Source organism: Haloplanus aerogenes, assembly GCF_003856835.1.
Taxonomy (GTDB): Archaea; Halobacteriota; Halobacteria; order Halobacteriales; family Haloferacaceae; genus Haloplanus; species Haloplanus aerogenes.
The window spans coordinates 2,839,615-2,865,069 of record NZ_CP034145.1; the positions used below are offsets into that span (position 1 = coordinate 2,839,615).

General features: G+C 66.3%; 30 protein-coding genes. 25 read left to right on the top strand and 5 right to left on the bottom strand.

Features of this window, described 5'->3' with window-relative positions:
* Positions 1-57: 57 nt before the first annotated feature.
* The 11 genes from sdhC (at position 58) to carB (ending at position 9,849) form a co-directional block, all read left to right on the top strand.
* Complete coding sequence (sdhC, locus tag DU502_RS14520) at positions 58-486, top strand: succinate dehydrogenase, cytochrome b556 subunit (protein WP_121921471.1); 429 nt, start codon at positions 58-60, stop codon at positions 484-486.
* A complete protein-coding gene (locus tag DU502_RS14525) occupies positions 486-866 on the top strand; it encodes a succinate dehydrogenase (protein WP_121921472.1) in 381 nt (126 codons plus the stop codon). The genes sdhC and DU502_RS14525 overlap by 1 nt, the downstream gene beginning before the upstream one ends.
* Positions 863-1,744 (top strand): succinate dehydrogenase/fumarate reductase iron-sulfur subunit, encoded by an 882-nt coding sequence (locus tag DU502_RS14530; RefSeq protein WP_121921473.1) that lies wholly within the window; start codon positions 863-865, stop codon positions 1,742-1,744. Before DU502_RS14525 ends, DU502_RS14530 begins: the two co-directional genes overlap by 4 nt.
* A gap of 2 nt (positions 1,745-1,746) precedes the next feature.
* Positions 1,747-3,576, top strand: coding sequence for an FAD-binding protein (locus DU502_RS14535; protein ID WP_121921474.1), 1,830 nt, complete (start codon positions 1,747-1,749; stop codon positions 3,574-3,576).
* A gap of 316 nt (positions 3,577-3,892) precedes the next feature.
* Entirely contained in the window at positions 3,893-4,312 is a 420-nt protein-coding gene (locus DU502_RS14540) for a type IV pilin (protein ID WP_121921475.1), read from the top strand.
* Between the two features lie 216 nt (positions 4,313-4,528).
* On the top strand, positions 4,529-4,972 hold the full coding sequence (locus DU502_RS14545; protein ID WP_121921476.1) for a type IV pilin: 444 nt from the start codon (positions 4,529-4,531) through the stop codon (positions 4,970-4,972).
* Positions 4,973-5,044: 72 nt separating this feature from the next.
* On the top strand, positions 5,045-5,263 hold the full coding sequence (locus DU502_RS14550; RefSeq protein WP_121921477.1) for a hypothetical protein: 219 nt from the start codon (positions 5,045-5,047) through the stop codon (positions 5,261-5,263).
* Between the two features lie 103 nt (positions 5,264-5,366).
* Positions 5,367-5,618 carry a hypothetical protein gene (locus DU502_RS14555; RefSeq protein ID WP_121921478.1) on the top strand — a complete coding sequence of 84 codons (252 nt, stop codon included), beginning with the start codon at positions 5,367-5,369 and terminating at the stop codon, positions 5,616-5,618.
* 38 nt (positions 5,619-5,656) lie between these two features.
* On the top strand, positions 5,657-6,196 hold the full coding sequence (locus DU502_RS14560; RefSeq protein ID WP_121921479.1) for a DUF5815 family protein: 540 nt from the start codon (positions 5,657-5,659) through the stop codon (positions 6,194-6,196).
* A gap of 81 nt (positions 6,197-6,277) precedes the next feature.
* Complete coding sequence (locus tag DU502_RS14565; protein WP_121921480.1) at positions 6,278-6,490, top strand: hypothetical protein; 213 nt, start codon at positions 6,278-6,280, stop codon at positions 6,488-6,490.
* Positions 6,491-6,615: 125 nt separating this feature from the next.
* Entirely contained in the window at positions 6,616-9,849 is a 3,234-nt protein-coding gene (gene carB, locus DU502_RS14570) for a carbamoyl-phosphate synthase large subunit (RefSeq protein ID WP_121921481.1), read from the top strand.
* Between the two features lie 21 nt (positions 9,850-9,870).
* Here the strand turns inward: carB and DU502_RS14575 are convergent, their stop codons facing one another.
* Entirely contained in the window at positions 9,871-10,692 is an 822-nt protein-coding gene (locus DU502_RS14575; RefSeq protein ID WP_121921482.1) for an NAD(+)/NADH kinase, read from the bottom strand.
* A gap of 145 nt (positions 10,693-10,837) precedes the next feature.
* Here DU502_RS14575 and DU502_RS14580 point away from each other — a divergent pair, with 145 nt between their 5' ends.
* Entirely contained in the window at positions 10,838-11,926 is a 1,089-nt protein-coding gene (locus DU502_RS14580) for a KaiC domain-containing protein (protein ID WP_121921483.1), read from the top strand.
* Here the strand turns inward: DU502_RS14580 and DU502_RS14585 are convergent.
* Together DU502_RS14585 and DU502_RS14590 are read right to left on the bottom strand one after the other, a co-directional pair.
* On the bottom strand, positions 11,923-12,588 hold the full coding sequence (locus DU502_RS14585) for a nitroreductase family protein (protein WP_121921484.1): 666 nt from the start codon (positions 12,586-12,588) through the stop codon (positions 11,923-11,925). The two genes, DU502_RS14580 and DU502_RS14585, sit on opposite strands and share 4 nt — an antisense overlap.
* Positions 12,589-12,713: 125 nt before the next feature.
* Positions 12,714-13,130, bottom strand: a complete 417-nt coding sequence (locus DU502_RS14590; RefSeq protein ID WP_121921485.1) for a universal stress protein — start codon at positions 13,128-13,130, stop codon at positions 12,714-12,716.
* 91 nt (positions 13,131-13,221) lie between these two features.
* Between DU502_RS14590 and DU502_RS14595 the strand changes: the two genes are divergently transcribed.
* Together DU502_RS14595 and DU502_RS14600 are read left to right on the top strand one after the other, a co-directional pair.
* Positions 13,222-13,524: a cupin domain-containing protein gene (locus DU502_RS14595; protein ID WP_121921486.1), complete on the top strand. Its 303-nt coding sequence runs from the start codon at positions 13,222-13,224 to the stop codon at positions 13,522-13,524.
* Between the two features lie 100 nt (positions 13,525-13,624).
* Positions 13,625-14,278 (top strand): ArsR family transcriptional regulator, encoded by a 654-nt coding sequence (locus tag DU502_RS14600; RefSeq protein ID WP_121921487.1) that lies wholly within the window; start codon positions 13,625-13,627, stop codon positions 14,276-14,278.
* Here the strand turns inward: DU502_RS14600 and DU502_RS14605 are convergent.
* The gene (locus tag DU502_RS14605; RefSeq protein ID WP_121921488.1) at positions 14,271-14,711 is read right to left on the bottom strand and encodes a hypothetical protein; all 441 of its coding nucleotides are present in this window, start codon (positions 14,709-14,711) and stop codon (positions 14,271-14,273) included. The two genes, DU502_RS14600 and DU502_RS14605, sit on opposite strands and share 8 nt — an antisense overlap.
* A 91-nt stretch (positions 14,712-14,802) precedes the next feature.
* On the opposite strand from DU502_RS14605, the gene DU502_RS14610 reads away from it, so the two are divergent.
* From DU502_RS14610 to DU502_RS14625, 4 genes are read left to right on the top strand one after another with little or no spacing between them, the layout of a single operon-like run.
* Positions 14,803-15,339, top strand: a complete 537-nt coding sequence (locus DU502_RS14610) for a hypothetical protein (RefSeq protein WP_121921489.1) — start codon at positions 14,803-14,805, stop codon at positions 15,337-15,339.
* Positions 15,340-15,390: 51 nt separating this feature from the next.
* Positions 15,391-16,638 (top strand): Glu-tRNA(Gln) amidotransferase subunit GatD, encoded by a 1,248-nt coding sequence (gene gatD, locus DU502_RS14615; protein WP_121921490.1) that lies wholly within the window; start codon positions 15,391-15,393, stop codon positions 16,636-16,638.
* Complete coding sequence (locus DU502_RS14620; RefSeq protein ID WP_121921491.1) at positions 16,639-17,544, top strand: GNAT family N-acetyltransferase; 906 nt, start codon at positions 16,639-16,641, stop codon at positions 17,542-17,544.
* A gap of 38 nt (positions 17,545-17,582) precedes the next feature.
* Positions 17,583-18,893: an NAD(P)/FAD-dependent oxidoreductase gene (locus DU502_RS14625; protein ID WP_121921492.1), complete on the top strand. Its 1,311-nt coding sequence runs from the start codon at positions 17,583-17,585 to the stop codon at positions 18,891-18,893.
* On the opposite strand, the gene DU502_RS14630 is transcribed toward DU502_RS14625, so the two are convergent.
* Entirely contained in the window at positions 18,890-19,477 is a 588-nt protein-coding gene (locus DU502_RS14630) for a DUF6149 family protein (protein ID WP_121921493.1), read from the bottom strand. The two genes, DU502_RS14625 and DU502_RS14630, sit on opposite strands and share 4 nt — an antisense overlap.
* A 170-nt stretch (positions 19,478-19,647) precedes the next feature.
* Between DU502_RS14630 and DU502_RS14635 the strand changes: the two genes are divergently transcribed.
* From DU502_RS14635 to DU502_RS14665, 7 genes are all read left to right on the top strand, one after another.
* Positions 19,648-20,886: an NAD(P)/FAD-dependent oxidoreductase gene (locus DU502_RS14635; RefSeq protein ID WP_121921494.1), complete on the top strand. Its 1,239-nt coding sequence runs from the start codon at positions 19,648-19,650 to the stop codon at positions 20,884-20,886.
* An 85-nt stretch (positions 20,887-20,971) separates the two neighbouring features.
* Entirely contained in the window at positions 20,972-21,454 is a 483-nt protein-coding gene (locus DU502_RS14640) for a pyridoxamine 5'-phosphate oxidase family protein (protein WP_121921495.1), read from the top strand.
* A 286-nt stretch (positions 21,455-21,740) separates the two neighbouring features.
* Positions 21,741-22,946: an NAD(P) transhydrogenase subunit alpha gene (locus tag DU502_RS14645; RefSeq protein ID WP_121921496.1), complete on the top strand. Its 1,206-nt coding sequence runs from the start codon at positions 21,741-21,743 to the stop codon at positions 22,944-22,946.
* 9 nt (positions 22,947-22,955) lie between these two features.
* Positions 22,956-23,252, top strand: a complete 297-nt coding sequence (locus DU502_RS14650; protein WP_121921497.1) for an NAD(P) transhydrogenase subunit alpha — start codon at positions 22,956-22,958, stop codon at positions 23,250-23,252.
* Positions 23,252-24,691: an NAD(P)(+) transhydrogenase (Re/Si-specific) subunit beta gene (locus tag DU502_RS14655; protein ID WP_121921498.1), complete on the top strand. Its 1,440-nt coding sequence runs from the start codon at positions 23,252-23,254 to the stop codon at positions 24,689-24,691. Before DU502_RS14650 ends, DU502_RS14655 begins: the two co-directional genes overlap by 1 nt.
* A 61-nt stretch (positions 24,692-24,752) precedes the next feature.
* Positions 24,753-24,965 carry a hypothetical protein gene (locus DU502_RS14660; protein ID WP_121921499.1) on the top strand — a complete coding sequence of 71 codons (213 nt, stop codon included), beginning with the start codon at positions 24,753-24,755 and terminating at the stop codon, positions 24,963-24,965.
* 41 nt (positions 24,966-25,006) lie between these two features.
* Positions 25,007-25,420, top strand: a complete 414-nt coding sequence (locus tag DU502_RS14665) for a DUF7124 domain-containing protein (RefSeq protein ID WP_121921500.1) — start codon at positions 25,007-25,009, stop codon at positions 25,418-25,420.
* The last annotated feature ends 35 nt before the right edge of the window (positions 25,421-25,455 follow it).

Below are 25,455 nucleotides of genomic sequence, written 5' to 3' on the forward strand. Positions count from 1 at the left end.
AACGCGTTCGCGCGTACGTAACTTCTATACGACACCGGTCCCGACTGCCGGACGAGCATGAGTCAGTCCTATGATCGGGGCCTCATCGAGGACTTCGGCCGGTGGCGGGAGTTCTCGGCTGGAATGTGGGCCTGGATCTTCCACAAGTTCACCGGCTGGGTGCTGATCGGCTATCTGTTCACCCACATCGCCGTCCTGAGTACGGCGCTCACGTCGGCCAGCGCCGACCCCGCGACGGTCGCGGCGAATCAGGACCTCTACACGCAGACGATCCGGTCGCTGGAGAGCCTGCTGGTGGTCCGCATCCTCGAAGTCGGGCTGCTGGCGGTGGCGGTGTTCCACATTCTGAACGGGACGCGGCTGCTGCTGGTCGACCTCGGGATCGGTCTCGACAGTCAGGACAAGAGCTTCTACGCGTCGCTGATCCTGACGGGCGTCATCGTCGTGGCGAGCATTCCCACCTTCCTCGCGGGGGTGTCGCTCTGATGGCCGAGCGCTACTCGTCCTTTACCGCTGGCGGGCGCCTGTGGCTCTGGCAGCGCATCACCGCCGCCTTCCTCATCGTCGTGCTCGCCTTCCACTTCTTCCTCCTCCACTTCGTCCACCACGCCGACGAGGTGACGTTCGCGATGAGTGCCGGCCGGATGGAGACGTGGAGTTACTACTCGCTGATGATCCTCTTTCTCGTGACCGCGACGTTCCACGGCGTCAACGGCGTCTACAACGCCCTGATCAACGCCGGCCTGACGGGCACGAAGCGACAGGTCGTGAAGGTGGTTCTCGGCGCCGCGAGCCTCCTCTTGCTCGTGCAGGGCTTCCGAACCGCGAACGCGTGGGCCGGCATCGACCTCCTCCCAATCCTATGAGTACGCAACGACAGCAACCGGAGACCGAGAGCGAGGCGGACAGCGCGGAAACCGAGACAGCCCAGGAGCGCCGACTCGACGAGAAGCGTCGGCGGGCCGAGGAGCGCGAACGCGAACGCGTCGAGGCCGAGGAACGGATCGCGGCCGACGCGGAGCGCTACCACCTCAAGGTGTTCCGGTACGATCCGGAGGTGGAAGGAAAGCAGGAGCCTCGCTTCGACGACTTCCACGTCCCCTACGAGCCGGGGATGACGGTGTTGGACGCGCTCATCTACGCACGCGACCAGTTCGACGCCAGCCTCACCTTCCGGCACTCCTGCCGGCAGGCGATCTGTGGCTCGGACGCCCTCTTCGTCAACGGCCGACAGCGCCTCGGGTGTCAGACGCAGTTGTCGGACCTCGACCAGCCGGTACGGATCGAACCGCTCCCCCACCAAGAGGTGGTGAAGGATCTGGTCGTCGACATGGAACACTTCTACGACCAGATGGAGGCGGTCGAGCCGTACTTCCAGACGACCGATCGGCCGGACGGGGAGTTAGAAGAACAGCGCCAGAGCCGCGAGAACCGCGAGAAGATCAAGAAGTCGACGCGGTGTATCTGGTGTGGCGCGTGTATGTCCTCCTGCAACATCGCGGCGGGCGACAACCAGTATCTCGGTCCGGCGGCGATCAACAAGGCCTACCGGTTCGCGATGGACGAGCGGGAAGGCGAGGACATGAAACAGCGGCGCCTGGAAATCGTCGAGGAGGAACACGGCGTCTGGCGGTGTCAGACGCAGTTTTCGTGCACGACTGTCTGTCCGAAAGACATCCCCCTGACCGAGCACATCCAGGAGCTGAAACGTGAGGCAGTCAAGAGCAACCTGAAGTTCTGGTAATCATGTACGAATACGACGTTATCGTGGTCGGCGCGGGCGGGGCGGGCCTGCGCGCGGCCATCGCGGCACAGGAAGCGGGGGCGGACGTGGCGATGGTCACGAAACTCCACCCCGTCAGGAGTCACACGGGCGCGGCCGAGGGCGGCATCAACGCCGCCTTGCGCGACGGCGACGACTGGGAACTCCACGCCTACGACACGATGAAGGGCTCGGACTACCTAGCCGACGCCCCGGCGGCGGAGGCGCTGACACAGGAGAGCCCGAAAGAAGCCATCCAACTGGAACACTGGGGCATGGCGTTCTCCCGCGAGGACGACGGCACCGTCTCCCAGCGTCCCTTCGGTGGCCTCTCGTTCCCGCGGACGACGTACGCGGGCGCCGAGACGGGCCATCACCTCCTGCACACGCTGTACGAACAGGTCGTCAAGCGAGGTATCGAGGTGTTCGACGAGTGGTACGTGCTGAACCTCGCCGTCACCGACGAGGACGACCCGGACGAGCGGACCTGTCACGGCGTCGTCGCCTACGAGACGGCGACTGGGAACGTGGAGGCGTTCCGAGCCCGCGACGGCGTCATCCTCGCCACTGGCGGGCTGGGACAGGTGTACGACCACACCACCAACGCGGTGGCGAACACGGGCGACGGCGTGGCGATGGCCTACCGTGCGGGCGTTCCGGCCGAGGACATGGAGATGATCCAGTTCCACCCGACGACGCTCCCCTCGACGGGCGTCCTGATTTCGGAGGGCGTCCGCGGCGAGGGCGGCATCCTCTACAACGACGAGGGTGAGCGGTTCATGTTCGAACACGGCTACGCGAAAAACGACGGCGAACTCGCGTCGCGGGACGTGGTGGCCCGCGCCGAGTTGACGGAGGTCAACGAGGGTCGAGGGATCGAAGACGAGTACGTCCACCTCGACATGCGCCACCTCGGCGAGGAGCGTATCGTCGACCGGTTGGAGAACATCCTCCACCTCGCGGCGGACTTCGAGGGTGTCGACGGACTGGAAGAGCCGATGCCGGTCAAGCCCGGCCAGCACTACGCGATGGGTGGCATCGAGACGAACGAGTACGGCCAGACCTGCGTCGACGGGCTGTACGCCGTGGGCGAGTGCGCCTGCGCGAGCGTCCACGGCGCGAACCGCCTCGGCGGCAACGCGCTCCCCGAACTCACGGTGTTCGGCAAGCGCGCCGGCACCCACGCCGCAGGCGGAGAGACCGAGGACCCGGAGATTCCGGTCGGCAAGACCGACGACGCCGAACCCGGCGACGTGGAGACGCCGGTCGAACTCGGCGAACCGTGGACGAGCGAGGCCGTCGCGGACGGCGGCGCGACCGCCGAGACGGGCGAAGCCGTCGTCGAGCGTGCGCTCGAACGCGAGCGCGAACGCGTGAACCGCCTGCTCGAACGCGACGAAGGCACTCAGCACGCGGAGATTCGGGCGGCGGTCCAGCACACGATGACGGAAAACGTCAACGTGTTCCGCGAGGAGGAGGCGTTGAAGGAGGCGCTGGTCGACATCCACGCCGCGCGCCAGCGTTACCGCGACGTGTACGTCGCCGACCCGTCGAGCACGTACAACACGGACCTGATCCAGACCATCGAGACACGGAACCTGCTGGACATCGCGGAGATGATCACCGTGGGCGCGCTCGCACGCGAGGAGTTCCGGGGCGCTCACTGGCGCAAGCAGTACCAGGAACGCCGCGACGACGAGTGGCTCAAGCACACGATGGTGTCGTGGAACGACGGGCGCCCGGAACTCTGGTACAAACCGGTCGTCCTCGACGGAGAGAACCAGACGTACGAGCCGAAAGAGCGGAGTTACTGAGACGGAACGGAACCGGCCATCGCCGACGGCGGCCGAGAACGATAACCCGTACGAGGATCGGTGGCCGCGCGACGCGGCTGCCGGTTGTTTCCACTAATCGCCAGACTGCGGCGGGTCGATGGGCGAGCTTTCTGCCGTGAAGACCGTATTCAACGACACCCTGAGCCCCAAATGTTGCTCTAATTATCACTAACGATATTCAAACGCCCGGATTTATCACTCATCGCCACATCTGTCGGGTCAACACGCCGACGCGTGCCCGTGCGGGAGCAGCGAAACCGATCCCCCCGGCTCCGGCCCGGCGTGTCGACAAACCATGCAACTGAAAGAACTACTGACAGAGGACCGCGCAGTCAGCCCGGTCATCGGCGTGATTCTGATGGTGGCCATCACCGTCATTCTCGCCGCCGTGATCGGCACGTTCGTCCTCGGACTGGGCGACCAGGTGAGCGAGAGTGCACCGCAAGCTAGCTTCAGCTTCGACTTCGACGTTGCGGACAACAGCAGCGTGACACTCACGCACGAAGGCGGCGAAACGCTGGAGAACAGTAACATCGGTGTGAGCGGTGACAATGGCGCTCCCAACGACGCCAACAATTTCACCGGAGATACGATCACCGCCGGTGACTCCTCCGTCTATGGGAGCATCGACTCCGGCGAAACGATCCGTGTGATCTGGACGAATCCCGCTGGGGGAGAAACGAACACCATCGCCCGCGCGACTGCACCGCAGTAATCCGACTGCGGTATCGCCATACCATTTTTCGCGAGCTAACACACGTCAGGAGCGACTGTACTGGGAGATGGGTGGCCCTTAGATATCGCTGGTGATAATTTGCTACGCAAATTTATCACGTGCGGGCGCATTTTCCGCACTAACACGTCGACGCGTGCCCGTGCGGGAGCAGCGAAACCGATCCCCCCGGCTCCGGCCCGGCGTGTCCACGCAATCATGCAACTGAAAACCCTACTGACGGAAGACCGCGCAGTCAGCCCGGTCATCGGCGTGATTCTGATGGTGGCCATTACCGTCATTCTCGCCGCCGTGATCGGCACCTTCGTCCTCGGCCTGGGCGACCAAGTGAGCGACAACGCACCGCAAGCCAGCTTCAGCTTCGAATTTACCGATAACGGCGGATTCGACGGCGGGTCCGGTGACTACGTGAATATCACGCACGACGGTGGCGAGACGCTCGACAACTCGACACTCGAAGTGCAGGGCGACGGAGCGAACGACCTCGCATACGTCAGCGACTCGACCTGGGACGACGCCATCTCTTCGGGAGACCAGATCAGCTACGAGAACGTCAACAGCGGCGAGACGGTCCGTGTCGTCTGGACCAACCCCAACGGCGGCAGCACGAGCACTATCGCTCGCGCGACTGCACCGCAGTAAGCGCGTCGCGACCCCTCGATTCTTTCACCGCCAATCGTCAGCCTCAGTAGCGGCGGGTTCGTATCGGCACGTATGGACCTCGACGGGTATCTGAATCGGGACACGGCGCTGATCATCCTCCTCCTCGTTCTCGGCATCGGAGGCTCGGGACTCGCCCGTGGCCTCCTCGCCGAACAGGGGTACGACGCGCTGGGGTCGGCCGTGTTCGTGCTGGGCTACGGGACGATGGTGTTTCTGCTGTGGTACGGCTGGATTCGACCGCTCGACATCACCGGCCCGAGCGGTCGATAGACTACTGTCGGCTGGCAGTCAATCGAAACAGTTACGCCCGGCAGTAGAGCGCCGTCGGTAAACGGAACTTTAATGGCCGATTCCGGGCGAGTTGTGGGTACGAATGCTCCCGCTACAGATCATCGACAGTTTCCTGCTCAACTACAACGTCGGGCAGGCCCTGTTGCTGGTTTTCATCCTCGCGACGGTCGGGACGCTCCCACTGAAATCCCGGCGGATCATCGCCGCCAACGTGACGATCTTCGGCCTCGTGTTCATCATGACGCCGCAGGCGCTCGCCCCGATGCATTACCTGTTCCTCGGCATCGTCCTACTGGTGGTCGGGCCGGTGCTGTGGGTGACGGCCGAACGATAGAGCGCGACGTTTAACCGGACGAGGATGCAAGCGAAGCTATGACGAAACCGGGCATCCCCGGCGACGACGCGAGAACGGTCGATCTCCCGTGCGGCGAGACCGTCCGCGCCACCGACCTCGATCTGGGGATGCGGGAGTTCGAGTGTGCCTGTGGCGACGTCCACGCCGTCGTGATGGACGTCCACCCGCCGGAGCGATTTCTCCCCGAGTTCCTGGTCGATCTCCTTCGGGAGACGGTCGAGACGAGCAGCGAGGAGATGCCGGAGTTCGACACCCCCCACCTGCTCGGCGTCGTGCTGGAGGAGTTCCCCGAGCAAGTGGCCGTCGCGGATCTGAGCGACGAGGGCGATGTGGGGTACGCTCTGCTCTGGGTGGCGGGCTTCGACTCCCGACGCCTCCACGAAGTCGTCGTCGAACTCGTGATCGAACTGATGGAACACGCCGTCAGCCACGCCGACGACGACGCGGCGATCCAGGAGTTCGAGCAGCAGATGCTCGAATTCGACGTGTCGGCGTTCGTCGATCAGTACCGGGCAGAGCGGGATCTGGACGCTGACGACGTGTACAGCAGCGTCTGACGGCCGACGACGCCCCCGTCTGACAGTCGTCGGACGGTCGTCTCACTGAACACTAAGGCGTTCCCGGCCGTTGTCAGACGTATGCACCCCCGATCACGGCAGTACGAGCAACTCCGGGGCGTGCTCTCCGAAGCCGACGAGCCACTCACGGCACGTGAGATCCTGACGCTCCTGGAGGAACAGGAGGAGTTCGAGAGCGCCCACCGCGTCGCGACGATTCTCGGTCGCTGGGCCGAGGAGGGTGACGTAGAAGTCCTCCACGGCAGCCCCTACCGCTACCGGCTGAACAACTGAGCCCCGGAGACGCCGTCGAGCGCGACACCCCTTGTTACCGGCTCTCGTTTCGAAATCCGTAATTTCGTTTCGTATCTCGTACTGTTTCGTGGGGCTTATTACGATGTGCGGACTCCGATTCGACGATGACCGACGAGGCCACCGTGGCGGACACTACCGCCACCGACTCCGAGGATCGGACGATACTGTTGATCGGGAGCGGCCCGATTCAGATCGGACAGGCCGCCGAGTTCGACTACTCCGGCGCGCAGGCCTGCCGAGCCCTGCAGGAGGAAGGGGCCCGAGTCGTCCTCGTCAACTCGAACCCCGCGACCATCATGACCGACCCCGACATGGCCGATCGGGTGTACATCGAACCCATCACGACCGAGGCCATCTCGGAGATCATCCGGCAGGAACAGCCGGACGGCGTGATCGCGGGGCTCGGCGGCCAGACGGGACTGAACGTCACCGCCGAACTCGCCGAGGAAGGTGTGCTGGAAGAACACGACGTGAAGATCATGGGGACGCCCCTCGACACCATCTACGCGACGGAGGACCGCGACCTCTTCCGCCAGCGGATGGAGAAGATCGGGCAACCGGTCCCCGGGTCGACCACCATCTCGCTCGACGAGGGCGAGGAAGTGAGCGGTCTCGACGAGTCGGCGCTCCGCGAACGCGTCGAGGCGGCGGTCGACGAGGTCGGTGGCCTCCCCGTGATCGCCCGGACGACCTACACGCTCGGCGGATCGGGGTCCGGCGTCGTCGCCGAGATGGACGAACTCATCGAGCGCGTCCGCAAGGGGCTCCGCCTCTCGCGGAACAACGAGGTGCTGATCACCGAGTCCATCGCGGGCTGGGTCGAACTGGAGTACGAGGTGATGCGCGACGCCGACGACTCGACCATCATCATCTGTAACATGGAGAACCTCGACCCGATGGGCATCCACACGGGCGAGTCGATGGTCGTCACGCCGTCGCAGGTGATCCCCGACGACGGGCACCAGGAGATGCGCGACGCCGCACTCGAAGTCATCCGCGAACTCGGCATTCAGGGTGGCTGTAACATCCAGTTCGCGTGGCACGACGACGGCACCCCCGGCGGCGAGTACCGGGTCGTCGAGGTGAACCCGCGCGTCTCGCGTTCCTCCGCACTGGCGTCGAAGGCGACGGGGTACCCCATCGCCCGCGTCACCGCGAAGGTCGCCCTCGGCAAGCGCCTCCACCAGATCGAAAACGAGATCACCGGCGAGACGACGGCCGCCTTCGAACCCGCCATCGACTACGTGGTGACGAAGATTCCCCGGTGGCCGAAGGACAAGTTCAGCGACGTGGACTTCACGCTCGGCACGGCGATGAAGTCGACGGGCGAGGCGATGTCCATCGGCCGGACCTTCGAGGAGTCGCTCCTGAAGGCGCTCCGGTCGACGGAGTACGACCCGGCCGTGGATTGGGTCGACGTGGACGACGAGACGCTGGAGACGGAGTATCTGGCGACGCCGACGCCCGACCGCCCCTACGCCATGTTCGAGGCGTTCGACCGCGGCTACACCGTCGACGACGTGGTCGACCTGACCGGCATCAAGGAGTGGTACGTCGAGCGGTTCAAACGCGTCTCCACCGCGGTGGCGAACGCCGCCGAGGGCGGCTTCACGGAGGCGGCCGTCAAGGGCGTCACCAACGCCGAAATCGCGTCGACCGCCGGCGCCGACGTAGGCACCGTCGAGACGGCCGTCCCCGGACGCACGTACAAGCAGGTCGACACCTGCGCCGGCGAGTTCGCCGCGCAGACGCCGTACTACTACTCCTCGCGCAAGCCCGAGTTCGTCACCGGCCCGTTCGAGGGCGACGCGGCGGCGGGCGAGTTGCGGGTGGACCGCGACGTGGAGAGCGTCGTCGTCGTGGGCGGCGGCCCCATCCGCATCGGGCAGGGCGTCGAGTTCGACTACTGTTCGGTCCACGCCATCCAGGCGCTCCGCGACGAGGGCATCGATGCCCACGTGGTCAACAACAACCCCGAGACGGTGTCGACGGACTACGACACCTCCGACGGCCTGTTCTTCGAACCCATCACCGCCGAGGAGGTGGCGGACGTGATCGAAGCCGCCGACGCCGACGGCGTGATGGTCCAGTTCGGCGGGCAGACCTCCGTCAACATCGGCCACCCGCTCGAAGCCGAACTACAGCGTCGCGACCTCGACTGTGAGATCCTCGGCACGAGCGTCGACGCCATGGACCTCGCGGAGGACCGCGACCGGTTCAACCGCCTGATGGACGAGCGCGGCATCGCCCAGCCGGAAGGCGGGTCCGCGACCAGCGAGGCCGAAGCGCTCGAACTCGCGAACGACATCGGCTATCCCGTCCTCGTCCGCCCCTCCTACGTCCTCGGCGGGCGCGCGATGGACGTGGTGTACAACGACGAGGATCTGAAGGAGTACATCGAGGAAGCGGTTCGCGTCTCGCCGGACAAGCCGATCCTCATCGACGACTTCCTCGAGGACGCGGTCGAACTGGACGTGGACGCCGTCGCCGACGGCGAGGACGTGCTGATCGGCGGCGTGATGGAACACGTCGAGAGCGCCGGCGTCCACTCGGGCGACTCGGCGTGTATGATCCCGCCGCAGGCCGACGAGGTGACCGAGGTGATGGACCGCGTGCGCGAGGTGACGGTCGAAATCGCGCGCGAACTCGACACCGTCGGCCTCCTGAACGTCCAACTCGCCGTCAAGGACGGCACGGTGTACGTCCTCGAAGCCAACCCGCGCTCGTCGCGGACGGTGCCCTTCGTCTCGAAGGCGACGGGCGTCCCCATCGCCAAACTCGCGGCGAAGGTGATGGCGGGCTACTCGCTGGACGAACTCGACGCCCGGGAGCAGATCCCGGAAAAAGTGAGTGTCAAGGAGGTTGTCCTGCCGTTCGACCGCCTGCCCGGCAGCGACCCGCGCCTCGGCCCGGAGATGAAGTCTACTGGCGAGGTGATGGGCACGGCCGAACACTTCGGCAAGGCCTACGAGAAGGCGCAGTCGGCGACGGGCAAGGCCATCCCGAGCGAGGGAACGGCGGTCGTCGATCTCTCGGCCGCGGAGTTCCCCGACCCCGACAGCGAGGCGGGGCAGGCGCTGATCGACGCGTTCGCCGAGTTCTACGACGTACAGGAGTTCGACGACCTGCCCGAGGCGATCCGCCGCGGTGAAGTGGACGTGATCGTCTCGCGGAACCGCGAAGCGCTCGAAGTCGCCGTCGAGGAGGACATCACGTACTTCTCGACGCACGCGTCCGCGGAGGCGGTCCTGACTGGCCTGCACCACCAGGACGACCCCATCGACGTGCAGGCCACCTCGGACCGGCCGAAGGTGCAGAAGCAGTGGGGCGGCGAGTAAGGTAGCGTCCCGTCCCGACCGCTAATCCAGTTTTCCGAGCGCTTCGAAGAAATCCGACGTCGGCCCGGCGACGCGCATCGGCGAGTCGGCGCGCCCGACCCGCACGTCCGTCGGCGGGTCGAGTTCGCGGAGGACGCGTCCGTCGCCGACGACGACCGCCTCGTCGGAGCCCGAGACGTGAACCGTGATCTCGCTATCCAACCCGACCACGAGCGGCGGCATTCCCTCGCGCGCACACATCTCGTTGACGACGAGGCCGTCGACGCCGGGATGGACGAGCGGTCCCGACTCGCTGAGGTTGTAGGCCGTACTCCCGGTGGGCGTGGCGACGAGGACGCCGTCGGCACGGCTCGAAGAGTAGCGCGAGCCATCGACACGAACGTCGAGGTCGACGCCGCCACTTGGACCACGGATCGGCCCCTGCACGACCACCTCGTTGGTTGTCGGCGGGGCGGTCCATCCGTCGCCGTGGGCGGCCAGTCGCGGCGTCTCGCGCACGGTCATTTCGCCGGCGCGGAAGGCGGCGACCTGATCCAGAACGACGTCGACGGCCTCGTCCGGACCGACGGCGTTGAGAAAGCCCACTTCGCCGAGGTTGACGCCGAGGATGGGCGTGCCGTCGGACCCGCGGGCGGCGTAGAGGAAGGTGCCGTCGCCACCGATGCTGACCACGAGATCGCAGTCGTCGAAGTCGTCGATGGGCGTGCCGTCGACGTCGAGCGTGTCGGCCGTGGTGGTGTCGACGGCGACCGAAGCACCCTCCGCCCGGAGTTGCTGGCGGAGCTCCGCCGCGAGAAACGCCGCCCGGCTGTTGTTCTTCTGTGCGACGAGACCGACGTACATACCCCGCCCTTGCCCCGTGAGAAAAAAAGCCCACCGGACGGACAACATTCATGATACCAGCGCGCGGAGAGCAACCAATGGAACATCCCGCGAGCGTGACCGTCGACGACGGCCGTCGCGGGCGACGAGGTGGAGGCACACGACGATGACCGAAGACGAAGAGGAGGACGACTGGTTCGAACGGGCGCTCCGAGAGGAGGAGGAATCGGAGACCGACACCGCCGCCGAGACGACACCCGACACCGGTACCCAGGGATTCGAGGACCTCGGGAGCGACACGGGAGAGACCGATACCGAGCCCGATTCGACCGGCTCGCCGTTCGACGAGGATTTTGCCAGTGCGTTCGAGAACGCGCCCGACATCGGCGAGAGCGGCCTCGGCGGAAGCGAGAGCGGCGGGGGGAGCGGCGAGATGGTCGGCGGCAGTGACGGTGCCGGCACCGGCGCCGACGCGGGACCGGGCGGAGGGACGCCCCCGGGCGGCGAGCCGACGACGGCCGACCCGTTCGCTGGGGAAGAGGCGGATTTCGACACCTCGATCGCCCGGATCGACCTCGGCATCGAGGGCCTCGACAACATGATCCTCGGCGGCGTGCCGGAGCGCTCGCTCATCTCGGTCATCGGATCGGCGGGGACCGGGAAGACCACGTTCGGCCTCCAGTTCCTCCAGAAGGCGCTGGCGGACGGCGACCGAGGCATCTATCTGACACTCGAGGAGAGCTCGGATCGCATCTACGACACCGCGGAGGAGAAAGGCTGGTCGTTCGAGGCGTACGCCGACGAGGGGCGACTCGCCGTCGTCCACCTTGACCCCGTCGAGATGGCGAACAGTCTGGGAAGCATCCGCAACGAGCTTCCGGAACTCATCAAGGACTTCGACGCCGATCGGGTCGTCCTCGACTCGGTGTCGCTACTGGAGATGATGTACGACCGGCCCGCCGAACGCCGGAGCGAGGTGTACCAGTTCTCGAAGTCGCTCAAGGAGGCGGGCGTAACGACGCTCGTGACGAGCGAAGCCAGCAGCGACACGGCCTACGGCTCACGCTACGGGATCATCGAGTATCTCGCGGACGCAGTGTTCATCCTGCAGTACGTCCGCGCCTCCGACTTTCAGGAGACGCGACTGGCCGTCGAGATTCAGAAGATTCGCGACGCGAACCACTCCCGGGAGACCAAACCCTACGAGATCACCAACGAAGGGCTGAGCGTCTACCGGCAGGCGAACATCTTCTAGTCGTCCGCCGTCGCCGGCGACTCGCGCGCCACCGGATCGAACTCGTCGAGGTGGAGGAACTCCTCGGTCGGGCGGCGGAACTTCCGGGGGCGTTCGAGGTCGGCGGCCTCGTCTTCGGGGTAGCCGAGCGTGACGACCATGACCGCCTCGTAGTCGTCGGGGACGTCGAACTCCTCGCGGAGGGCGTCGGCGTCGAACCCGCCCATGGGGCAGGAGGCGATGCCTCGCCCCCACGCGGCGTGCATGAGCGTCATCGCGGCGAGGGTGCTGCTCTGAGTCGTCCAGACGCGTCGCGTCTCGCTGTCGGCATTCGAGAGCCCCTCGACGGTGTCGAGACGCGCCTCCGCGGCCTCCTCGTTGGGCAGGTACCCCTTCTCCAGCAGGTCGCTCGTAACGCGCTCGGCGTGGTCGCTCGGGTCGAGCGTCCCGAGGACGACCACCGCGGCCGCGGCGTCGGTGACGTGTTCCTGCCCGTAGGCGACGGACTGGAGTCGCTCCAGGTCGTCGCCACGGACGACGAGGAACTCCCACGGCTGAAGGTTGAACGACGAGGGGGCGTGGCGAACGTCCTCGAAGAGGTCGTACAGCGTTTCGTCGTCGATGTCGGCGTCCGAATACTGGTGGACGGACCGACGCGTGCGAATGACGTCGTCGAACTCCATCATCGGTTAGAGGCGTCGGAGCAACAAGAACCGGCGGAAGTCGGCCGAACTCGCCGGCTGTGGATAGATAGCGCGACTCGTACGTCGGTGCCGGCTGTCGACGACGATGGTGACAACGATCCGTATCAGCGCACGATGGTCACGGGCACTGACGACCGGCGGACCACCCCCTCAGCGACGCTGCCGAGCAAGATGCGGGAGACGCCGGCGCGGCCGTGACTCCCGAGGACGACGTGGTCGAACGGGTCTTCGTCGACGACGTCGACGATGACGCGGGCGGGACTTCCCACCTCGATCCGGGTGTCGAACGGGTGGTCGGTGAAGTCCCGCGCCGCGTCGAACTGTTCGCGCGCCGTCTCACGGGCGCGTTCGTACCACGCCTCGGAACTGCCGGGGAGGGCGCGCTGGCCGAAGCCGGCCGTGACCGGGTCGATGACGTACAGCAAGGAGAGGTCGGCATCCGGCCACTCTGAGACGGCGAACTCCAAGGCCGCCTCCGACTGTGGCGTGCCGTCGAACGGAACGAGGACGTGGGCTGGCATACCCTATCGTACGCGGAACGGACACAAAAACCGTCCCCACCCGAACAGGATCGGGGTGGGGGTTAGTGGCCGCCGCCGCGTACGCCCGCCGATGCCCGAACGAACCACGCTCGCCGACCTCGACGACCGCCCCCACGCGGAGGTGTTCGACGAGCGCCGCCCACGAACGGTCCGCCTCTCGCTCGACGCCGACGAACGCGTCCCGCGGCACACCCACGAGGGGACGAACGTCGTCCTCCACCTGCTGACGGGCCGGCTCGAACTGACGCTGGACGACGAGACGTACGCCCTCGACGCGGGCGATCTGATCCGGTTCAGCGGCGACCGCGAGGCGTCGCCGTACGCGGTCGAACCGAGCACCGCCGTCGTCGTCTTCGCGCCGGTAGAGGCGTGATACTGCCGGCTGTACGGCGATAGAGAGGGACACCGGCAGTACGAGTCGGGCGCACACGGCACGCGCAGGCCTTTTCAACTACCATCGCTTACCTCACGTCATGGACTCGGCGGTACTACTCGATCTCCTCGGCAACGAGAACCGCCGGCGGATACTGCGTCTTCTGGCTCGAAAGCCCTGCTACGTGACCGAAATCAGCGAATATCTCGGTGTGAGTCCGAAAGCGGTGATCGATCACCTCCGCAAACTGGAGGAAGCGGGGTTAGTCGAGAGCCACACGGACGACCAGCGACGGAAGTACTTCCACATCTCGCGAAATCTCCGACTGGAGGTGAGCGTCTCGCCGTACGGCTTCGGCACCAAGAGCGCCTACCCGGCCAGTCCCAGTCTCGATATGAACGGCCAGTGTCGACACGTCACGCTCGACGCGCCGGGCGAGGCGGACGACGACGTGACGGAACTCGCGGCGGCGTTCGACCAGTTACAGGCGCTCGAAAACGAACTCTCCCTCGCCCAGCGGTGGGTGTACGGCCGAATCACGGAAATTCTGGACCGGCTGAACGACCATCTCGGCGTCGACGCCGACAGCCGCTTCCACGCCGAAGTGCTGGCGGCGGTGGCGACGGGGTCGAAGACGACGGGAGAGATCGTCGAGGCAGTCGACGCCCCGACCGACGCGGTCCGAGGGGCGCTGAACACGCTCGCGGATCGCGGACTCGTCAGTCAGCGGGGCGACGAGTGGCGGATCAGCTAAGCTCCTTCGTCAGCCCGGCCCGCAGGTCGCGCCCGAAGTAGTGGCCGACGAGCGCAGCGAGGAGGCCGGCAGTCGTCCCGACGCCAGCGATCTGAAGCCCGTAGTCCGCGACGACGGGAAAGAGTACGCTGTTGAGCGTCCCGAGCACGAAGCCGAGGCCGGCGGTGAGCGCGCCGGCGAGGCCGACCTCGACGTACCGCCGGCCGGAGACGAGAAACGCGAGGGCGAAGCCGGCGAGGGCGATACCGAGGAAGCGGCCGAGATAGCCGACGACGGGGACGAGACCGCCGGCGACGAGGCCGACGACCGAGAGGACGAGTGCGAGGAGGAAGACGCGGGGAGCGAAGAGGCGACGGAATCGGGCGCCGAGTGAGAATCGGCTGCCTCCGGACTGCTCGTCTCCGTCGTCGCTCGTCAGGCCGGGGCGGCGCATATCACATCTCTGGCGTCGACGGTGAAGTCGCTTGCGACGACCACACGCGACGTTGCCCAACCTTGTAGGAACTGTTCCACACAGTGAGTCCATGGCCGATTCTGACGGCATCGAGTTCACCGTCATCCTGTACGGAATCGTCGCGTCGAACGCCCTGTTTCGCGTGTCCTACAGCCTCGACCTCGGGAACGCCATGCTGGTGTTCGCGTTTCTGATTCTCGCCGCCGACTGGGTCGAGTACCAGCTATCCGTGGCAGCGGTGCCGTCGACCATCGAGTCCACGCTTGCCCAGTTCGGCCTCGACATGCTCATCCTGATCGTGTGGACGTTCCTCCCGGTCGTTCCGTCCGATCAGGTGGCCGTCTACGTCGGCATCGTCGCCGCCTTCGTCGCGCTACAGGGGACGTGGGATCGGCTCCTGACCGAAACCGGCGGTGGAGACGCGACGCGTGCCAACTGGGCGCTCGCGGGGACGTACGGCGTCCTCCTGCTCGCACACTGGTGGCTCGGCCTTCCACGACATCTCCTCTTCGCGACGAGCGTCGGCCTGTTCGTCGGGGTGAAGGGGTTCGGGTGGCGGGCGCTGTACCGCGACGCGAAACGCGCCGACGCGACGGTTTCGATCTGAAACGTGGTCCGAACGAGTGGATTCAAGTCCGCGCAGGCGGTAGCCCGGCGTATGAATCCAGGGGATCGCGTCCGCGTCGAACGTGGGGATGTCGAGAACGAAGGCGTCCTCATGCCGTCGACGACGGCCGACCATCTCGTCGTGAAGTTACCCGGCGGCTACAACGTCGGCATCGACCGCGAGGATGCCGCGGTCGACGTGCTCGAACGCGACGTGTACGACGTGGAGAGCGCGAGTGCGGGCGAGGGCGAGTCGTCGACCATCGAGTTCGACGACGACCTGCCCACCATCTCGCTCATCTCGACCGGCGGCACCATCGCCTCGACCGTGGACTATCGGACCGGCGCCGTGACCGCACAGTTCGACGCCGAGGACGTGCTCCGCGCGGTGCCGGATCTCGCGGGGCGAGCGAACTACCGCGGCCGCGTCGTCGCCAACATTCTCTCCGAGAACATGACGCCCGCGGTGTGGCAGGATCTCGCCGAGGCGGTATCCGAGGAGATCGAAGCCGGCGCCGACGGCGTCGTCGTCATGCACGGCACGGACACGATGCAGTACACGGCGTCGGCGCTCGCGTTCATGCTCGACACGCCGGTGCCGGTCGTCTTCACCGGGAGTCAGCGCTCCGCCGACCGCCCCTCCAGCGACAACGTGATGAACGCCGTCTGTGCCGTCGAGGCGGCGAAGGCCGACCGCGCCGAGGTGTTGCTCTGTATGCACGAGTCGTCGAGCGACGACACCTGCGCGCTCCACCGCGCGACGCGCGTGCGGAAGAATCACACTTCGCGCCGGGACGCCTTCGAGACGGTCGGCGCGAAGCCCATCGGACAGGTCGACTACGCCACCGAGACGGTCACGTTCCGGCGCGATGGCCCCGACCGCGGCGCGACGGAGCGCGACCTCTCGCCCGATCTGGAGACGAGCGTCGAACTCGTGAAGTTCACGCCGGGCATGAACCCGGCTGCGCTCGACCACCTCGACGACGCCGACGGCGTCGTCATCGAGGGGACCGGACTGGGGCACGTGGCGACCGACTGGATCGACCGGATCGAGGAACTGGTCGCGGACGGCACGACGGTCGCCATGACGAGCCAGTGTCTCGAAGGTCGGGTGTGTGACCGGGTGTACGACACCGGCCGCGACCTGCTGGATGCAGGCGTCGTCGAGGCGGGTGACACCCTGCCGGAGACGGCGACGGCGAAGCTGATGTGGGTGCTGGCGAACCGGGAGGATCCGGCGGCCGCGATGGGCGAGTCGCTGGCCGGCGAACTCCAGCCACGGTCGGTGCCCTGGACCTGAATGCAACTCCGCCCCGCTCGGCCGGACGACCACGACGACGTCGTCGCGTTCACGCGCGACACGTGGCCCGAGCAGGAGTTGGAAGACTACCTTCCCCGAACCTTCCGCGAGTGGGCGGCCAACGACGACGACGCCCAGCGGACGCTCGTCGTGGACGACGACGGCGACGCAGTCGGCGTGATTCAGGGCGTCCACCTCACCGGGCGCGAGGCGTGGGTGCAAGGGTTGCGCGTCCACCCCGACTACCGTGATCGGGGGCTGGCCCAGCGCCTGACGAACGCGATTCTCTCGTGGGCGCGGGAGCGCGGTGCGGTCGTCTGCCGCAATCTGGTCTTCTCGTGGAACGTCGCCAGCCTCGGCCTCGCGCGGAGGCTGGGGTTCGAGCCGGCGACCGAGATTCGGTGGGCGCGGATCGAGGCGGACGCCGACGCCGACCCGTCACTCGACGTGACCGCCGATCCCGACGCCGGGTGGACGTTCTGGACCGACTCGGCCGCGCGCGAACGGCTTCGTGGGCTGACGATTCACCCGTCGCGGGCGTGGACGCTGTCGGAACTCCGGCCTGCGGATCTGGAGCGGGCGGCCGAGGCAGAGGGGCTGTTCGTCGTCCGCGGTGGCGGAACGCGGGGGATGGCGCTCCGGAACCGGGTGTTCGAGGCGGGTGACGACGACCCGGAGCGCTGGACGGAGTACGCGGTCGGCGCGTGGGCGGACCTCGACGCGGCCCGGGCGCTGGTCGACGCGGTGGCGCGGGACGCCGCCCGCCTCGACGCCGACCGGGCGCGGATGCTGATCCCGGAGACGCCGCGCTTCGTCACCGACGCCGCGGCGGCGCGGGCGGACGTGAGCGGCGACCCCGATTTCGTCCTCGCGGCGGATCTGACCGATCCCGACGTGGGACGCTGATCCACAACGCACTTACTCGCGGTCGCCGGAGGTGAGGTATGATCCACGTGGTCGGCGGGGGCATCGCTGGACTGGCCGCCGCCTACCGGCTCCAGCAACACGGTCACGAGGCGACGGTGCTGGAGGCGAGCGACGACCTCGGCGGGCTGGCGGCGACGTATCCTACCGCCGGCGACGACATCGAGCAGTTCTACCACCACCTCTCGAAGTCCGAGGAGACCATCGTCGAGTTGGCCGAGGATCTGGGGCTGGGCGACCGCGTCGAGTGGCTGGTGGGCAGGAACGCCTACTACGTCGACGGCGTCGTCCACCCGCTCGACACCCTGCCACAGATCGCCGCCTACCCCCATCTCAGCTTCTACGACACCTTCCGACTGGGGATGCTCACGCTCGAAATCGACGTGCGTGGCGGCCGTCCACGCTTCGACACCTACGACGACCTGAGCGACTTCGAGGACGTGCCGATCAAGGAGTTCCTCCTCGAACACACCACCCGCGGCGTCTACGAAAACTTCTTCGAGCCGCTGCTGGACGCGAAGTTCGGCGACCGCAAGGACGACGTGAGCGCCGCGTGGCTCCTCGGCCGAATCAAGTTCCGGGGCGAACGCGACCTGTTGCGCGGCGAGATTCTGGGCTACTTCGACGGTGGCTTCGCCGTCCTGATCGACGCGCTCGTGGACGCGGTGGGACGGGAGCACGTCGTCACGGGGGCACGAGCGACGGATCTCACGGTCGAGGACGGCGCGGTGGACTCGATCACTGTCGAGACCGAGTCGGGCGTCGAGACCCACCCGACCGACGGCGTCGTCGTGGCGACGATGCCGAACGTCCTCGAATCGCTGACCGGCTACCCCTGCGACATCGACTTTCAGGGCGCGGTCTGTGCCGTCGTGACGATGGACGACCCGCTGACGGAGACCTACTGGCTCAACGTCGCCCACGACGCCCCCTTCGGCGCGCTGATCGAACATACGAACTTCGTGTCGCCGGAGCGCTACGGCGGCGACCACCTGCTCTATATCGCCAGTTACGTGCAGGACCCGTCGGAGGCGGTGTGGCAGATGGACGACGCTGCGTTACGGGAGACGTGGCTCGGCCACGTCGCGGAGATGTTCCCCGAGTTCGATCAGTCCACCGTCAGCGAGTTCCGCGTGGCGCGTAACCCGCGGGCGGCGCCGGTGTACGAGCGAGGGTATCTGGACATGGTGGTGCCGTACGATCTGGGCGACGCGGTGGGAGAGGGAATCTACTACGCGGGGATGGCGAGTCGCGCGCAGTACCCCGAGCGAAGCCTCAACGGCGGTATCGTCGCGGGCTTCGAGTGTGCGGATCGGATCGCGGAGAACTAGGCACGCCCCTCTTCGTCTTCCACACCGGGTGCGACGGACACGTCCACGTCCTCCGGTTCCTCCTGCCCGCCGACGACGAGGTTACCCTCACCGTCCTCGACGTACACGTCGTCTGCGAACCCGCCCTCGGCGTGGGGATGGACGGGGTCGTCGATGCGTTCGGGCGTCGCCGGCGCGTCGGGCAGATCGCCGCCGTACTCGCCCAGCGGGTCGGCGATGGTGATCCCCTTACGCTCGAAGAACTCCTCGTAGCGCTCGTAGTGGGCGTCGAGTTCGTCGGCGGGGAACTCCATCATCTCGGTCCACCCGTGGTTGAAGAACTCGAAGTTCGCCTGAATGTGCGTGATTTCGCGGGCCTTCGCCTCGGAGAAGCCCTCGTCGAGGGCGTCGACGTAGGTGTCGAACGTGTAGTCGAAGAACGCCTCGAGCCGTTCTTCGCGCTCTGCGCGACGGCCCTCGGCGGCCTTCGATCCGAACACGTCGACGTGCAGGTCGACGAGTTTCTCGCGGACCATCTCGCCGACGACGGGCATCGTGAGCGCCTGCTTGGCGGCGAAGTGGCGGACGTTCTGGCGGAGTTTCATCGGCGACCGTTAGGAACGTTCGGCCTTCAGGGTGACGGTCGGTGCGACATCGCGGCATCGACGGCCGACTGCGTCCGGATAACCGACGGTGGTCGAACCCCAGTGTCGACGATTGCGGCGAATTTCGCAGATAACAATCGACATTAACGTGTACCCCTAAAGTTCGGGATATGACTCAGTCGTATGTGATCATCGGTGATGGAATCGCGGGGAGCTCTGCCGCCGAGACGCTGCGTGAAGGGGCGCCGGACGCCGACATCACCGTCATCACCGACGAGGGGGAAGCCCTCTACAACCGCATCCTGATCAAGGAGTTCGCGAAGGGGAAACTCCCGGAGATGCCGATATCCATCCACGAGCCGGAGTGGTACGAGGACCGCGACATCGACCTGCGGCTCAACACGCTGGTGACGAACATCGATCCCGACGGCCACCGTCTCCAGACCCACGAGGACGAAGTCATCGAGTACGACAAACTCCTCGTCGCGACGGGCGGGACGCCGACGCAACTGCCGGTCGAGAACAGCGACGCCGACGGAATCCACCACTTCTGGACGTTCCAGGACGCCCGCTCGATCCGGGAGCACGCCGATGAGGCGGAAACGGGCATCGTCGTCGGCGCGGGCCTGCTGGGCATCGACCTCGCGGCCATCTGCGGCGCACAGGACGTGGAGGCCCACTACCTGATGCGTGGCGACTGCTGGTGGCGCTACGCGCTCTCGACGGAGGGAGCGGAGATCCTCCACGACGCCATGCGGGAACAGGGCGTCGAACCCGTCTTCCAGAGTGGTGTCGATCACTTCGAGACGGACGACGACGGCCACGTCACGGCCGCAATCGACCCCAACGGCGACCGCTACGAGGGTGACTTCGTCGGCATCGCCATCGGCCTCAACTTCAACACCGAGATCCTGCAGGGAACGGGCGTCGAACGCGACGGCGGCATCCTCGTCGACGAGTACATGCAGACGAACGTCGACGACATCTACGCCGCCGGAGACATCACGCGGTATCACGACACGATCCTCGGCGAACGCGCCCAGAACGGCTCGTGGGACAGCGCGAAGGCGCAGGGCACCATCGCCGCGACGAACATGCTCGACCCCGAATCCGAGGCGTTCCGCTTCGTCTCCTCGTACTCCATCACCCACTTCGACTTCCCCTTCCTCTCCTTTGGCCACCCGACTATCGGGGACGACGAGTGCGAGCGCAAGTACTCCGACACCGAGTGGCGGCGGCTGGCGTTCAAAGACGGCAAACTCGTCGGCGGTGTCCTGATCGGCGACCTCTCGCCGCAGAGCGCGTACAAGAAACTGATGCGCGAGGAGCGCGTCGTCGCGGACCAGAAGGACGTGCTGCTGGAGAAATCCGTGGACCTCGACGAGCTGGCGCCGGCCCAGGAGCAGTAAGGCGGCGGGTCCAACCGGAGAAATGATTCTCAGTCGATAGGAGCGAGCGTACGGAGTTACGCCGTCTCGGCGCGTAGTTCCCGGCATGACGGTGGACGAACTCGCCGAGTACGGGATGCAGCGGATGGACGAAGGGGAAATCGAGGCGTTCCTGTCGAGTCACAGCGTGGGGGTACTGGGGTTGCCGACGGAGGGGGCACCGAGTTTGCGCCCGATGTCGTTCGGATACGACGGGGACGAGACGCTCTACTTGCTCTACGTCGTCGGGTCGGAGAGCCGGAAAGCGGCGCTGAGCGACCGCGCGACGGTCGCGCGCTTTCTCGTCTACACCGCGGAGACCGCGTTCAACTGGCGGAGCGTGTTGCTCACCGGCCACATCGACCGCGTGCCCGACGACGAGGTGACGACGGTCACGGCCGACGTGGAGATGCCGTGGCGGCCGGACCTGTTCCGCCGGGCGAGTGACGCGGAGCGGACGGCGGTCTACCGCTTCGAGATCACGGATCGGAGCGGGATCGAGCATCTCGGCCTACCGCCGGCGTTCGAGGAAGCGGGCGACGAGGCGTAGCCGAGGGCGGCCTGAAGGGCGCCGAGAGGGCCGACACAGCGCCCCATCGACGCGAGTCGATTCCGATGATCGCCGTACTGTTAAACCGTCGTTCGTCGATATTCGACCGTCCGAACCGCCCCCGGATTTTATGGGATTACTGAAACATCGGGCGTAGTGTGTGACGGCAGCACATAGCAACCATGGGACGAGATAACATCCTACGAAGATACGTCGACCAGTCGATACGACGGCACGGACGGCCGCGGCTGACGGCGGTGGGCGAGACGGCCCGGAGCGACCGATCATGATCGTCGGCGTCCCGGGCGAGACAGCGAGCGACGAGACGCGGGTCGCGCTCATACCGCCGGTGGCGAAGAAATTGATCGACCGAGACGTGACGGTATGCGTCGCGAGCGGCGCGGGCGAGGGATCGGACTGGAGCGACGAGGCGTACCGGGAGGTCGGCTGTGATGTGGTCGAGGACCGCGCGGACGTGTTCGAGCGGGCGGACGTGATCTGCCAGATCAGCGGACTCGCGGCGAACGCGGACGAGCCGATGGACCCCTACCGCGAGGGACAGACGGTGATCGCCACGCTCGGTCCGTACGACCTCACGGACGAGACGTACGAGGAACTCGAACGGCGGCGCGTGAGCGCGTTCGCACTCGAACTCATGCCGCGGATCAGCCGCGCGCAGAGCATGGACGTGCTGTCCTCGATGGCGAGCATCGGCGGCTACAAGGCGACGCTGGTGACGGCCGAACAGTTGCCCAAACTGTTCCCGCTGGAGATGACCGCGGCCGGCACCGTCCGGCCGGCGGAGGTGTTCGTCATCGGGGCGGGTGTCGCGGGGCTGAAAGCCATCGCGACGGCCGAACGCCTCGGCGCGTCGGTGAAGGGGTACGACATCCGGCTAGAGGTGAAACAGGAGGTCGAAAGTCTCGGCGCCGACTTCGTCGAACTCGATCTGGAGACGGAAGGGTCGGGCGACGACGAGGGCTACGCCGTCGAGATGGGCGAGGAGTTCTACGAACAGCAGCGCAAGGAACTGAGCCGAGTCGTTCCGGAGTCGGACGTGGTGATCACGACGGCGGCCATTCCCGGTGCGCCCGCACCCGAGCTCGTCTCGGCGGAGATGATCGAAGGGATGGACGACGGCTCGGTCATCGTCGACCTCTCGGCGCCGACGGGCGGCAACTGCGAACCCACGGTGGCCGGCGAGACGATCGAACACGAGGGCGTGACCATCTTCGGCCCGACCAACCTCCCGGCGACGGTCCCGCAGACGGCGAGTCAACTGTTCGCCAACAACCTGTACAACTTCCTCGATCACCTGCTCGACGACGACAGCGAACTCGTCCTCGACACGGACGACGAAATCGTCGACTCGACGCTACTTACACACGATGGCACGATACGACGACCCCACGAGGACGGCGGTGAGACGGACGACGAAGACGACGACGCGGCGGCCGACGACGAACCGGTGGAGGACGAGGCCGATGCGTAGGAGGGAACCATGACATTCGTCCAGAACCTGACGTTCTTCGTCCTCGCCGCGTTCGTCGGCTACGAGATCATCACGAAGATTCCGACCAACCTCCACACGCCGTTGATGTCGGGCGCGAACGCCATCTCGGGGATCACGCTCATCGGGTCGGTCGTCGTGGCTGGATCGGGGTCGACGACGCTGGCGACGGGACTCGGCTTCCTGGCCGTCGTCATGGCGACGGTCAACGTCGTCGGCGGCTACCTCGTGACCAACAGCATGTTGGACCAGTTCCGGAGCAGCGACGACCGCAGGAGGGGTGACTGATGGCGGCCATACTCGGTGGCCTGTCGGCCTCAGCGCTCGCGTTCGTCTACCTGATCGCCGGCATCCTGTTCATCCAGGGGCTCCGCGATATGACCCACCCGCGGACGGCGCCACGGGGCAATCTCATCTCCGCCGGTGGGATGGCGCTCGCGGTGGGCATCACGGTCCTCGTGACCGACATCCTCTCGCCGGTCCTGCTGTTCGCGGGCTTGCTCGTCGGCGCGGCAATCGGCGTCTGGCTGGCGGTGACGGTGGAGACGACGGAGATGCCCCAACTCGTCGGCCTGTTCAACGGCTTCGGCGGGGGCGCCTCGGCGCTCGTCGCCGGCGCGGAACTCATCGACATGTTCGGCACCGGCGCGTTCCAAGTGGGGGTAACGTCGACGGCGGCGCTCGCGGGCATCATCGGCTCCGTCACGTTCTGGGGCAGCCTCGTCGCCGCCGGCAAACTCCACGGCGTCGTCGACGACTCGGCGGTGCGGTACAGCGGTGAACAGGCCGTCAAGGCGCTGTTTCTGGTGCTTTCCGTCCTCGCGGGCCTCCACCTGATCGTCCGGCCGAACCTGCTCGGCGCCGTCCCGCTGGCGGGGTGGGTGCCCTCGTACTGGGTGCTGGTCGCCGCCGCATCGATCCTCGGCGTGTTGCTGGTGATCCCCATCGGCGGCGCGGACATGCCGGTCGTCATCGCGCTGCTGAACTCCTACTCCGGACTGGCGGCGGCGACGACGGGCTTCGTCCTCGATAACTCCGTGTTGATCATCGCCGGAACGCTCGTCGGCGCCTCGGGGCTGATCCTCACGGTCATCATGTGCGAGTCGATGAACCGCTCGCTGGCGAACGTCTTCTTCGGCGGTATCGGCGAAGCCAGCGAGAGCGGTGAGGAGATGGAGGACATCTACGAGGGCAACATCACGACCACCTCGCCGGAGGAAGTGGAGATGACTCTCGACGTGGCCGACCGCGTCGTGATCGTCCCCGGCTACGGTATGGCCGTCGCGCAGGCCCAACACGCCGTCGCGGAGCTGGCCGAACTGCTGGAGAAAGAGGGCGTCGACGTCGAGTTCGGCATCCACCCCGTCGCGGGCCGGATGCCCGGGCACATGAACGTCCTCCTCGCGGAGGCGGACGTGCCCTACGAGAAACTGAGGGATCTGGAGGAGATCAACCCGACCTTCTCCCAGACGGACGTGGTGATCGTCATCGGCGCCAACGACGTGGTGAATCCGTCGGCCAACACGGCCGACTCGGGGCCCATCGCGGGCATGCCGGTCCTCAACGTCGGTGAAGCGCGCACGGTCATCGTCAACAAGCGGAGCCTCAGCCCCGGCTTCTCCGGGGTCCCCAACCCGCTGTTCGCACAGGACAACACGAACATGCTCTTCGGCGACGGCAAGGAGACGATGCAGGAACTGGTGAATATCTACAAAGAGAACCACTGACGGCGCACTTCCCGGCGAATGTTGCGAAACCTTTATGATTCTTAATGACAATCGTTGACACATGGCACGCGCCGTCGACTCGGAGTACGACGTGGACAGAACGGATACGGTGCCCGAGACGGCCCGAGTTCGTCACATCGACGAACTCGACGAGTCGGCACAGGAGTATCTGTTCAACGTCGCAGAAGGGGCATCGCCGCGAGACCCGAACAACCTCTCGGAATTGAACGAGGGCGATGTCGTGGTATTCACTGATTACTACCACATCAAGTAACGGACCGAAGCGGTTTTGTTCGGGCCAGCGATAGGGCGGGTATGGACAGTGGCGGCGGCGGGACGATGACGCTGGCGTTCGAGTTCGAAGCGCTGCAGGCGCTCGCCGACCCGAACGCCGTGTTCGACGACGCCCGACAGTGGACCGAGTACGTGGGCGTCCTGAGCGACGAACCGACGTACGTCGTCACCAACTTCACGCGGAAGCGACGCCTCCGACAGGACTTCTTCTCCGGCCCGCGGGGCGTCGACGAGAGCCTCGACAACGTCCGCGACCAGTTCGACACGGATCGACACGTCTTCATCGGCACGACTGAGGAGGACCGGGACACCGCCGAAACCCACGGCTGGGAGTATCTCGACATCGAGGAGGCCGCGGAGTTCGCGGAGTGGGAGCTGGGCGAGGACGTGGAAGACGATCCGTTCGAGGCGGAGACGCGGGACGACTGGCCGTAAAACGACCGGCGAATCCGGGTCGGAGGCGGGCATTC

Coding starts and splice junctions, on each gene's coding strand:
- DU502_RS14580 (WP_121921483.1), top strand. CDS start 10,838: ATGACCGAAGACGAAGAGGAGGACGACTGGTTCGAACGGGCGCTCCGA.
- DU502_RS14575 (WP_121921482.1), bottom strand. CDS start 10,692: ATGTACGTCGGTCTCGTCGCACAGAAGAACAACAGCCGGGCGGCGTTT.
- DU502_RS14550 (WP_121921477.1), top strand. CDS start 5,045: ATGGACCTCGACGGGTATCTGAATCGGGACACGGCGCTGATCATCCTC.
- sdhC (WP_121921471.1), top strand. CDS start 58: ATGAGTCAGTCCTATGATCGGGGCCTCATCGAGGACTTCGGCCGGTGG.
- DU502_RS14640 (WP_121921495.1), top strand. CDS start 20,972: ATGACGGTGGACGAACTCGCCGAGTACGGGATGCAGCGGATGGACGAA.
- carB (WP_121921481.1), top strand. CDS start 6,616: ATGACCGACGAGGCCACCGTGGCGGACACTACCGCCACCGACTCCGAG.
- DU502_RS14600 (WP_121921487.1), top strand. CDS start 13,625: ATGGACTCGGCGGTACTACTCGATCTCCTCGGCAACGAGAACCGCCGG.
- DU502_RS14530 (WP_121921473.1), top strand. CDS start 863: ATGAGTACGCAACGACAGCAACCGGAGACCGAGAGCGAGGCGGACAGC.
- DU502_RS14665 (WP_121921500.1), top strand. CDS start 25,007: ATGGACAGTGGCGGCGGCGGGACGATGACGCTGGCGTTCGAGTTCGAA.
- DU502_RS14590 (WP_121921485.1), bottom strand. CDS start 13,130: ATGCCAGCCCACGTCCTCGTTCCGTTCGACGGCACGCCACAGTCGGAG.
- DU502_RS14595 (WP_121921486.1), top strand. CDS start 13,222: ATGCCCGAACGAACCACGCTCGCCGACCTCGACGACCGCCCCCACGCG.
- DU502_RS14620 (WP_121921491.1), top strand. CDS start 16,639: ATGCAACTCCGCCCCGCTCGGCCGGACGACCACGACGACGTCGTCGCG.
- DU502_RS14535 (WP_121921474.1), top strand. CDS start 1,747: ATGTACGAATACGACGTTATCGTGGTCGGCGCGGGCGGGGCGGGCCTG.
- DU502_RS14610 (WP_121921489.1), top strand. CDS start 14,803: ATGGCCGATTCTGACGGCATCGAGTTCACCGTCATCCTGTACGGAATC.
- DU502_RS14560 (WP_121921479.1), top strand. CDS start 5,657: ATGACGAAACCGGGCATCCCCGGCGACGACGCGAGAACGGTCGATCTC.
- DU502_RS14585 (WP_121921484.1), bottom strand. CDS start 12,588: ATGGAGTTCGACGACGTCATTCGCACGCGTCGGTCCGTCCACCAGTAT.
- DU502_RS14625 (WP_121921492.1), top strand. CDS start 17,583: ATGATCCACGTGGTCGGCGGGGGCATCGCTGGACTGGCCGCCGCCTAC.
- DU502_RS14650 (WP_121921497.1), top strand. CDS start 22,956: ATGACATTCGTCCAGAACCTGACGTTCTTCGTCCTCGCCGCGTTCGTC.
- DU502_RS14565 (WP_121921480.1), top strand. CDS start 6,278: ATGCACCCCCGATCACGGCAGTACGAGCAACTCCGGGGCGTGCTCTCC.
- DU502_RS14630 (WP_121921493.1), bottom strand. CDS start 19,477: ATGAAACTCCGCCAGAACGTCCGCCACTTCGCCGCCAAGCAGGCGCTC.
- DU502_RS14645 (WP_121921496.1), top strand. CDS start 21,741: ATGATCGTCGGCGTCCCGGGCGAGACAGCGAGCGACGAGACGCGGGTC.
- gatD (WP_121921490.1), top strand. CDS start 15,391: ATGAATCCAGGGGATCGCGTCCGCGTCGAACGTGGGGATGTCGAGAAC.
- DU502_RS14545 (WP_121921476.1), top strand. CDS start 4,529: ATGCAACTGAAAACCCTACTGACGGAAGACCGCGCAGTCAGCCCGGTC.
- DU502_RS14525 (WP_121921472.1), top strand. CDS start 486: ATGGCCGAGCGCTACTCGTCCTTTACCGCTGGCGGGCGCCTGTGGCTC.
- DU502_RS14540 (WP_121921475.1), top strand. CDS start 3,893: ATGCAACTGAAAGAACTACTGACAGAGGACCGCGCAGTCAGCCCGGTC.
- DU502_RS14660 (WP_121921499.1), top strand. CDS start 24,753: ATGGCACGCGCCGTCGACTCGGAGTACGACGTGGACAGAACGGATACG.
- DU502_RS14605 (WP_121921488.1), bottom strand. CDS start 14,711: ATGCGCCGCCCCGGCCTGACGAGCGACGACGGAGACGAGCAGTCCGGA.
- DU502_RS14655 (WP_121921498.1), top strand. CDS start 23,252: ATGGCGGCCATACTCGGTGGCCTGTCGGCCTCAGCGCTCGCGTTCGTC.
- DU502_RS14555 (WP_121921478.1), top strand. CDS start 5,367: ATGCTCCCGCTACAGATCATCGACAGTTTCCTGCTCAACTACAACGTC.
- DU502_RS14635 (WP_121921494.1), top strand. CDS start 19,648: ATGACTCAGTCGTATGTGATCATCGGTGATGGAATCGCGGGGAGCTCT.